General features: G+C 61.5%; 1 pseudogene. It reads right to left on the reverse strand.

Annotated elements, in window-relative coordinates:
• Positions 1 to 159: 159 nt before the first annotated feature.
• Positions 160 to 441: pseudogene (gene prfC / locus E5X34_RS32675) on the reverse strand (peptide chain release factor 3); the annotation flags it as partial.

A 441-nucleotide genomic window follows, 5' to 3' on the forward strand; every position in this document is an offset into this window, starting at 1 on the left:
ACTTCATACAACATTGCTTATGCAAGGTGTCGCCGAAGGCGACGGATGAGGGGTGTTCCAGGGAACGCCAACGTCTCACTCCGCTGGAACACCCCTCAACCGTCTCGGCGCTGCGGGCCGATCCACCTTCTCCCACAAGGGGAGAAGGCAAGGCAGCGCTCACGCCGCCTTGTCACGGACCTGATAGTCTTTCACGGCGGTGAAGCGGATCGCCTTCCAGCGCTCGACCTCGTAGTTCAGCGAGAAGGCGTGCTGGGCGAGGAACACCGGATCGTTGTCGAGGTCGCGGGCGATGTCGCCGCGATGCGATTCTATGAAACGCTGCACCTCCGCCTTGTCCTCGGCCGAGATCCAGCGGCAGACGGAGAAGCGCGACATCTCGAAATCCACCGGCAGCGTGTATTCGATGTTCAGCCGTTCCTTCAGCACGTCGAGCTGCAG

This window comes from Mesorhizobium sp., from assembly GCF_004963255.1.
GTDB lineage: Bacteria > Pseudomonadota > Alphaproteobacteria > Rhizobiales > Rhizobiaceae > Mesorhizobium.